An 846-nucleotide genomic window follows, 5' to 3' on the forward strand; every position below is an offset into this window, starting at 1 on the left:
GTATATAGGATACCAAGTAGTTGATAAAGTACAAACAGGTTTTAGCAATAAGAAAAATGTAATAATAGTTTCTGAAAAACCTCAAGAAATAGCAGATGAAATAATTACAAGTTTAAAAAGAGGGGTAACATTTTTAGATGGGACAGGGGGCTATTCTGAAGAAAATAAAAAAGTCATATATTGTATAATAGTTTCTAAAGAAGTAGTAAAAATTAAAAATATAATAGATGAAATAGACCCTACAGCTTTTTTAATAGTTACAGATGTTGTTGAAGTAAAGGGAACTGGATTTAAAGAAATAGGGATATAGTATACTTTAAATTATTGAAAATATAGTATATAATATAATGGACGTAAAAAGAAGCTAAGTATTGTATAATAGTCTTCTAAGTAGAGTTTAAATTCTACTATTTAAACTAGAATAGATTTAAAAAATAAAAAACTTAAGGAGAAATCTATATGATAATTAAAGATAAGGATATATACGCATTTATTAAACCATCACTTGATGCCCATACTCTTGGAATAAATGCTGCAGCTGAATTGCTTAGAGATTGCGGATATGAAGTACTTGTTGCAGATGATAGTATATCTCATGCAATAAATGATTATAAGTATGAAAATAATAGAAAGAAAATACTTGACTGGATTATTAAAAACAATGTAAATGTAATAGGGGTTAGTTATAGATTAGATAAGGATAATGCTATTAACATGATTGGATATCTAGTTGAAGAACTTAAAAATAACAATCTATTAGCCCATCAAGGGGGAATAGTAAAAGGGATTTTATTTGGAGGTCTTCCTGGAACTTCACAGGCTATAGAAAAGGAATTTAAAGGCCTT

The 846-nt window shown here is 27.4% G+C and carries 2 protein-coding genes; both read left to right on the forward strand.

The window, feature by feature from the left end; genetic code table 11:
• A partial coding sequence (locus ACTHW2_RS07975) for a YitT family protein (RefSeq protein WP_442263419.1) occupies positions 1–310 on the forward strand: 310 nt, incomplete at its 5' end.
• Positions 311–459: 149 nt separating this feature from the next.
• A partial coding sequence (locus tag ACTHW2_RS07980) for a hypothetical protein (RefSeq protein ID WP_442263421.1) occupies positions 460–846 on the forward strand: 387 nt, incomplete at its 3' end.

Origin of the sequence: Tissierella sp. (genome assembly GCF_052089545.1) — a bacterium.
Taxonomy (GTDB): Bacteria; Bacillota; Clostridia; order Tissierellales; family Tissierellaceae; genus Tissierella_A.